Below are 6740 nucleotides of genomic sequence, written 5' to 3'. Positions count from 1 at the left end.
GGCGTCCTCGGCAGTGCGGACGGCCAAGCCGTGGCGTGCGAGGAACGCTGCCACCAGGTCGCGGATCTCCTGGTCGTCGTCGACGATGAGCACGATGGGGTTCACGTCCATGCCACCAGTCTAGTGGAGCCGGCAGCATACCGGCAGTAGCCGTTGCACTTCGTCACATTCATGAAATCGTCGGCACGAACCGCGGGCACTGGGTGGGCTGCCGGGGAATCTGCCCGTTACTTCCGACGACATCAATCGTTCACCGGCCAGGGCCATAAGGAAGGTGCAGCAAGGAGGAGATGGAGATGCGCAACTGGACAGCAGCCGGCCTGGGTGCGATCGCCGCTGTCGCGGTGATAGGCGGTGCTGGTGTTGTCGCGGCACCGCCCGAGGCCTGGGGGCCGGGCCATGGCCAGCGGCACGAGGTGCGGATGGGGCATGGCCATGGGCATGGGGGCATGCTGCGCGCGTTCTGCAGCGGCAATGCCGGCGAGCGGCTGGCCGAGCGCCTCGCCGCGTTCGAGAGCTTCGCCAAGTTCGAGGGACGCCAGCAGGAGACCTGGGTGGCCCTGCGGGACACGCTCACCGGTGCCGAGCCCCGCGTGCAGGAGATCTGCACCGACCTGAGCGAGCTGCGCGAGGGCAACTCGGTAGCGAAGCTGACCAATGTCGAGGAGGCGCTCGCGCGGGCAGCCGCGATTGCCGCGGACGTCCGTCCGGCCTATGCCGCCTTCTATGACACGCTGGACGACGCGCAGAAGCGCACCCTGGACAAGATGTTCGACCACCCCGGCCGGTTCATGCGCCGCGGCTGAGCCGCGCGCACGGCTGGAGGCGGGCGACCGGGAGACGGGTCATGCCCCGACCCAGCCGTTCGCGGCCCTGGCGTCGGACGACCTCCCTGCGGGTCGTGGCGGGAAGTACGGATGAGCCCTCGCTACGACCGGATCGCCATGACGCTGCACTGGGTGATCGCCGCCCTCGTGCTGGTCCAGTTCATCACGGGCTGGAGCTGGGGCATGTTCGAGCGGGGCAGTGACGGGCGCTTCTACCTGTTCCGCACCCATCTGGTCAGCGGCTGGGCGGTCCTGATCCTGGCCATCGCGCGCCTCGCCTACCGGCTGAGCGTGCCGCAGCCGCCTCTGCCCGCTGGCATGTCGCGGCTGCAGCGCAGCGCGGCGCATGCCTCGCACGGCCTGCTCTACCTGGCGATCCTGGTCCAGCCGCTGCTGGGCATCGTCACCGTGTCCGCGTTCGGCAAGACGCTGGGCGGCTGGCCGGGTGCGGTCCATGTGGCGCTCGCCTGGTCCATCGCACCTATCGTCCTCGTCCATGTCCTGGCAGCGTTCTGGCACCAGTTCGGCCGGCGCGACCGACTGCTGGAGCGCATGCTGCCCGCGCGGCTGCCGTCGGGCTGAGCCTCAGACGCCGAGGTGGCGGCGCTGGAGATCTGGTCGTTCGCCAGCACGTCTGCGCTGCCGGCGAACAGGATGCCGCCCTCGGCCAGCACCACGGCGCGGGTCGCGACCTGCAGGGCCACCGCGACATTCTGCTCGGCCAGGCGCGGGAACTCGGCATAGATGCGCCCAGCGTTCAGGCCGATGGCCTGGACGCCAAAGTGGCAAGGCGCAGGTTTCTCCACGCTGAGGGCCGAAGGCGCCCGGCCCCTGCGGCACCAGCGCCAGGCCCAGCCGGGCGATCCGGTGCGGCGGCCAGTTCGCCGGCACTTCCTGGCCCTGATCAGAAAGGAGTTGCTCCTGACCGGCCCAGAACCATGAGCGCATGCAGCAGCGTGGTCTTGCCGACGCCGTCGCGCCCGAGCAGGGCCACGACCTCTCCCAGGCCAACCTCCAGCTCGATCCGGCCAGGATCGGAACACTGCCATCCCTGATGGCCCCGCAGCTATGGAATACCCGGTCTTGCCCGACCGCAGTTCTGAACGCAGGGCTTCTGGAAACGTAGGTCCTTGCATCAGCTCCGATAGCGTAAGGCTTCGACAAGTAGCGCGAACGCCGCGGAGTGTTGACGCCGACTGGGATAGTAGAGGTGATAGCCCTCGAATGGCGGGCACCAGTCCACCAGCACCCGCACCAGCTGTCCCGCGGCGAGGTAGGGTTGCACCTGGCTCTCGGCGAGATGCGCCAGGCCAAAGCCAGCCAGGGCAGCGTCCAGGATCAGGCTGACCGTGTTGAACACCAGCTGTCCCTCGACGCGGACCCGAAGCTCGCGGCCTTCATATTCCTAGACGTAGAGCCCGCCGTGGGTCGGGAGGCGTAGGTTGAGGCAACGGTGGCCGGTCAGGTCGTGCGGGATCTGCGGCTTTGGATGGGTGGCGAAGTAGCTGGGTGCCGCAACCGTGGCCATGCTCAAGTCCGGCCCGATACGGCGACCATGTCCTTCGCGACAATCCCGCCCGGACGTACGCCGGCATCGTAACGTTCGGCCACGATGTCCGTCAGACCGTAGTCCACCACCACCTCCACCGTGATATCGGGATAGTCTGGGAGGAAGCGTTGCAGCGCTGGCCAAACCACCGATCGGACAGCATGCTCGTCCGCGGTCAGGCGCAGGGTACCTGCGGGCTTCTCGCGCAGGTCACCCAGGACGGCGAGTTCCGCCTCGATCTCCATGAGACGTGGTTCTAAGATCCGGAGCAAGTGCTCTCCGGCTTCGGTGGGCGAGACGTTGCGCGTGGTGCGGGTGAGCAGCCGCACGCCCAGCCGCTCCTCCAGGGTCCGCATGGCTTGGCTCAACGCCGGCTGCGAAACGCCGAGCTGGGCCGCGGCCCGAGTGAAGCTCCGCGCCCGCGCGCCACGAAGGCCGCCAGATCATTGGGGTTGGCAGCCGCCATTCATAACCCCTGCCTATAGCCGTAAGCAGGTTATACCGCCTAATCGTATAGGCAGGCACCCTACACATTGAGCCCCGAGGGATGGTGGCGGAGGGCGAGGTCCTGGTGGCGCCGTTGCGCGCGGTGCTGGGGGCCAGCGACGACAGCTTCCTCGGCACCGCCAGCGAGCTGCTGAGCCGGCTCAACGCCGGGGCCGACCTGGGACATCAAGCGGGCCAGAGGCTGGCCGGCGGCACCGAACAGCCTGACGTCGAGCCTGAAGCGCCTGGCGCCGGCCCTGCGTCGGGTCGGAATCGAGGCGACCCAGACCGACCACACCAACCGGGAGCGGGGCAAATGGTCGATCCGGATCGTGCCGGCGTCGAGCGCGATGTGCCGAAGTACGTCAGGGTGACGTGCAGGCCTACGCACAGGGGCAAAAGCGGATGCGTCTGCAGGCTAGTGCGGCCCCGGGGCGGTATCGGGCATGTGCTTGATCCGCGGCGGCGTACTCTGCGGCTGGATGCTGAATAAGTGGCCGGCTTCTGCGCTCATGCGCCCAACATTTGCACATCCGGTCCAGGCGCATCCGGGCCAACCCGCTGATTGCGACCGCGGCGCGTCATCATGCCTGCTCGATCTTCGGTTTTCGGGGTTTGTGGCATGCTGCTTGCTGCCGGGGAAGAAAGCACCTCAGCAGAAGGAACCGTTCACTGTCTGCCGGCTACATCCTGCGCCGCATGGGCTCGGCCATACCGAGCCTCATCGGAGTGATCATCGCTACCTTCCTTCTGTCGAGGGCACTGCCAGGCGATCCTGCCGTCTACTTCGCTGGCCCCGCCGCCAACGCCGAGTCCGTCCAGCAGGTCCGCGAGAGCCTGGGCCTGGACAAGAGCGTGCCCGAGCAGTTCGCGCTCTATGTCTGGGATCTGGCGCACGGCAGCCTTGGCACCTCGCTGACCACCGGCCAGCCGGTGGCCGACGACCTCCTGCAGCGTCTGCCGGCCTCCATGGAACTGACCTTCGCCGCACTGATCGTGGCGATCGTCGTCGCCGTCCCGCTCGGCGTGTTCGCCGCTGTCCGGCCGAGCTCATTCGTCGATCACTTCTGCCGCGGCACCGTCACAGTCGCGGCGGCCTTCCCGACTTTCTTCGTGGCGCTGCTGCTGGTCTACGTCTTTTATTACCTGCTGGGCTGGGCGCCGCAGCCGCTCGGCCGGATCGATGAGATCTACTACGTCGCTCCCGACACGGTGACCGGCTTCTACCTGATCGACACGCTGCTTGCCGGCGATAGTGAATCCTTCCGCGGGGCGCTGGCCCAGCTAGTCCTGCCCACGATCTCGCTGGCCCTGTTCGCCCTGGCACCGATCGCCCGGATGACCCGTGCGTCGATGCTCACCGCACTTGGCAGCGACTTCGTCCGCACCGCGCGCGCCAACGGCCTGTCCGGCGCCACCGTGCTATTCACCTACGGCTTCCGCAACGCGCTGCTGTCGATCACCAACATCATGGGGATGATCTTCTCCTTCCTGCTGGGATCCAACGTCCTGATCGAGCAGGTGTTCGGCTGGCCCGGCATCGGCGCCTACGCGGTGAGTGCTGTGATCGCCTCCGACTACGCCGCCGTGCAGGGCTTCATCCTGATGATGGCAGTCATCTACGTGCTGCTGAACCTCGTGGTCGACCTGCTCGCAGGATTGATCGACCCGCGCGTGCGCTTCGAGGGCTGACGCCATGACCCTCGCGACCTTCGCCAAGGACACCCGTCACGCGTTCGCCGAGAACCCGCTGACGCTGGTGGCCGTGGTCATCTTCACCCTCCTGCTCCTGTGCGCGATCCTCGGGCCCTCGCTGGTCCCCTACGACCCGCTGATGACCGATTCGAACGCGCGCATGGTGCCGCCCTCCTGGCAGCATTGGTTCGGCACCGACCACCTCGGCCGCGACATCTTCAGCCGCGTCGTGGTCGCCGCCCGCCTGGACCTCGGCATGGCCGTCACCGCGGTGGCCGCATCGTTCGTGATCGGCACCTCGCTGGGCGCCATCGCCGGCTACCGCGGTGGCTTCGTCGACCAGCTGATCGGTCGCGTGTTCGACACGATCATGGCCTTCCCCTTGTTCGTGCTGGCCATGGGCATCGTCGCGGCGCTGGGCAACAGCGTGGTCAACATCATCATCGCGACCGCCATCATCAACCTGCCCTTCTACGGCCGCTATGCCCGCGCCGAGGTGAACGTCCGCCGCGACGCAGCTTATGTCGAGGCGGCGCGCATGGGCGGCAACGGCTCGGTCCGGATCCTCGCCCGCCACATCGTCCCGAACATCCTCCCGCCCATGATGGTCCAGGCTTCGCTCAACATGGGCTGGGCGATCCTGAATGCCGCCGGCCTGTCCTTCATCGGCCTGGGTGTCCGTCCGCCCGAGGCGGAGTGGGGAATCATGGTGTCGGAAGGAGCCAGCTACATCTTTTCCGGCGAATGGTGGACCTTCGTCTTTCCCGGCATGGCTCTCGTGCTGGCGGTCTTCTGCTTCAACCTTCTCGGCGACGGACTGCGCGACATGATCGATCCGCGGAGGCGCACGTGAGGGCGCCGGCAGCTAAGGCTTGGAGGCGCACGTGACCGCTCCCCCACTCCTCAAGGTCGACAAGCTGTCCCTGGACTTCCGCACCCGCGAGGGCCGCGTGAAGGCGCTTCAGGACGTTTCCTTCCACATCGACCGCGGCGAGATCTTGGGCATCGTCGGCGAGAGCGGCTCCGGCAAGTCGGTGAGCGCGTTCGCGATCATGGGCCTGCTGGAAAGCACCGCCGAGATCGGCGGCGGCAGCGTGCACTTCGCTGGCGCCGACCTGCTCGCCGACAATGGCGCAGCCATGCGGGCCATGCGCGGCCGGGAGATCTCGATGATCTTCCAGAGCCCGCGCACCGCCCTCAACCCCATCCGCAAGGTCGGCAGGCAGATCGAGGATGTCCTGCGCCGCCACGGTCCCGTCACCGGCCACGAGGCGAAGAAGAAGGCGATCGAGGCGCTGGAGCGGGTGCGCATTCCCGATTCTGCCCGGCGCTACGACGCCTATCCGTTCGAGCTGTCCGGCGGGATGTGCCAGCGCGTCATGATCGCCATGGCGCTGGCCTGCCGGCCCATGCTGCTGATCGCGGACGAGCCCACCACCGGCCTGGACGTCACGACCCAGGCGGTCGTGATGGACCTGATCCGCGAGATGGTCGACGAGACCAGGATGGGTGCTTTGCTCATCACCCACGACCTGGGCCTAGCCGGCGAATACTGCGACCGGATCGCTGTCATGCATGCCGGCCACACGGTGGAGGACGCACCCACCGAGGTCCTCCTCGAAAAGGCCGCGCACCCCTACAGCGCCAGGCTGATCGCCGCGACCCCGGCAGCCGCCGATGAGATTGCCGACCTCGGCTCCATCCCCGGCGGTCTGCCCGACCTGCGCCGCCAGGACCTGCCCTACTGCCGCTTCCGCGACCGCTGCGATCGGCGCGTCGAGGTCTGCGACGCGCAGCCATTGCCGGTCACCGAGCTCACCGGATCCCACCTCGTCCGATGCTGGCGGCCCACATGACCACACCTCTGCTCGAAGCCACCGGCCTCCGGAAGTTCTATCCCACCGGCGAGGGCAAAAAGCGCGGCACGCTGCACGCGGTCGATGGCGTCGACCTCGTCGTGAATCGCGGCGAGAGCGTCGGCCTGGTCGGCGAATCCGGCTGCGGCAAGTCCACGCTCGCCCGGCTGCTGGCGCGCCTCACCGATCCCACCGGCGGCACCATCCGCTTCGACGGCAAGGACATCGGCGGCATCCCGCTGCATCGCTTCGTGGCGTCGCCGGAGCGGGCCCGGATTCAGGTCGTGTTCCAGGACCCAACCGAGAGCCTGAACCCGCACTTCAAGG

General features: G+C 67.7%; 7 protein-coding genes and 1 pseudogene. 6 read left to right on the top strand and 2 right to left on the bottom strand.

The annotated features are described in order from the left end of the window. The first annotated feature begins 296 nt into the window (after positions 1-296). Together EQG76_RS26730 and EQG76_RS26725 are read left to right on the top strand one after the other, a co-directional pair. The gene (locus tag EQG76_RS26730) at positions 297-806 is read left to right on the top strand and encodes a Spy/CpxP family protein refolding chaperone (RefSeq protein ID WP_159717953.1); all 510 of its coding nucleotides are present in this window, start codon (positions 297-299) and stop codon (positions 804-806) included. A gap of 111 nt (positions 807-917) precedes the next feature. After that, positions 918-1409 (top strand): cytochrome b, encoded by a 492-nt coding sequence (locus EQG76_RS26725; protein ID WP_159717951.1) that lies wholly within the window; start codon positions 918-920, stop codon positions 1407-1409. A 322-nt stretch (positions 1410-1731) separates the two neighbouring features. Here the strand turns inward: EQG76_RS26725 and EQG76_RS32540 are convergent, their stop codons facing one another. Both EQG76_RS32540 and EQG76_RS33735 read right to left on the bottom strand, forming a co-directional pair. Further along, positions 1732-1821 carry a P-loop NTPase family protein gene (locus EQG76_RS32540; RefSeq protein ID WP_235031580.1) on the bottom strand — a complete coding sequence of 30 codons (90 nt, stop codon included), beginning with the start codon at positions 1819-1821 and terminating at the stop codon, positions 1732-1734. 141 nt (positions 1822-1962) lie between these two features. Continuing rightward, a pseudogene (locus tag EQG76_RS33735) lies at positions 1963-2801 on the bottom strand (LysR family transcriptional regulator); the annotation flags it as partial. A gap of 748 nt (positions 2802-3549) precedes the next feature. Between EQG76_RS33735 and EQG76_RS26705 the strand changes: the two are divergent. From EQG76_RS26705 to EQG76_RS32535, 4 genes are all read left to right on the top strand, one after another. After that, positions 3550-4554: an ABC transporter permease gene (locus EQG76_RS26705; protein ID WP_407925575.1), complete on the top strand. Its 1005-nt coding sequence runs from the start codon at positions 3550-3552 to the stop codon at positions 4552-4554. Positions 4555-4558: 4 nt separating this feature from the next. Next, positions 4559-5410 (top strand): ABC transporter permease, encoded by an 852-nt coding sequence (locus EQG76_RS26700; protein WP_159717943.1) that lies wholly within the window; start codon positions 4559-4561, stop codon positions 5408-5410. 31 nt (positions 5411-5441) lie between these two features. Beyond that, a complete protein-coding gene (locus tag EQG76_RS26695; RefSeq protein ID WP_159717941.1) occupies positions 5442-6413 on the top strand; it encodes an ABC transporter ATP-binding protein in 972 nt (323 codons plus the stop codon). Next, on the top strand, positions 6410-6740 hold a 331-nt coding region (locus tag EQG76_RS32535; protein ID WP_159717939.1), incomplete at its 3' end, for an ATP-binding cassette domain-containing protein. The genes EQG76_RS26695 and EQG76_RS32535, both read left to right, overlap by 4 nt.

The sequence above is a fragment of the Geminicoccus flavidas genome (genome assembly GCF_009806515.1).
GTDB classification, from domain to species: Bacteria; Pseudomonadota; Alphaproteobacteria; order Geminicoccales; family Geminicoccaceae; genus Geminicoccus; species Geminicoccus flavidus.
This window is presented reverse-complemented; position numbering and strand designations above follow the sequence as displayed.

Excerpts from the sequence above, each read along its gene's own strand:
- EQG76_RS26730 (WP_159717953.1), top strand. The coding sequence starts at position 297 with ATGCGCAACTGGACAGCAGCCGGCCTGGGTGCGATCGCCGCTGTCGCG.
- EQG76_RS26725 (WP_159717951.1), top strand. The coding sequence starts at position 918 with ATGAGCCCTCGCTACGACCGGATCGCCATGACGCTGCACTGGGTGATC.
- EQG76_RS26700 (WP_159717943.1), top strand. The coding sequence starts at position 4,559 with ATGACCCTCGCGACCTTCGCCAAGGACACCCGTCACGCGTTCGCCGAG.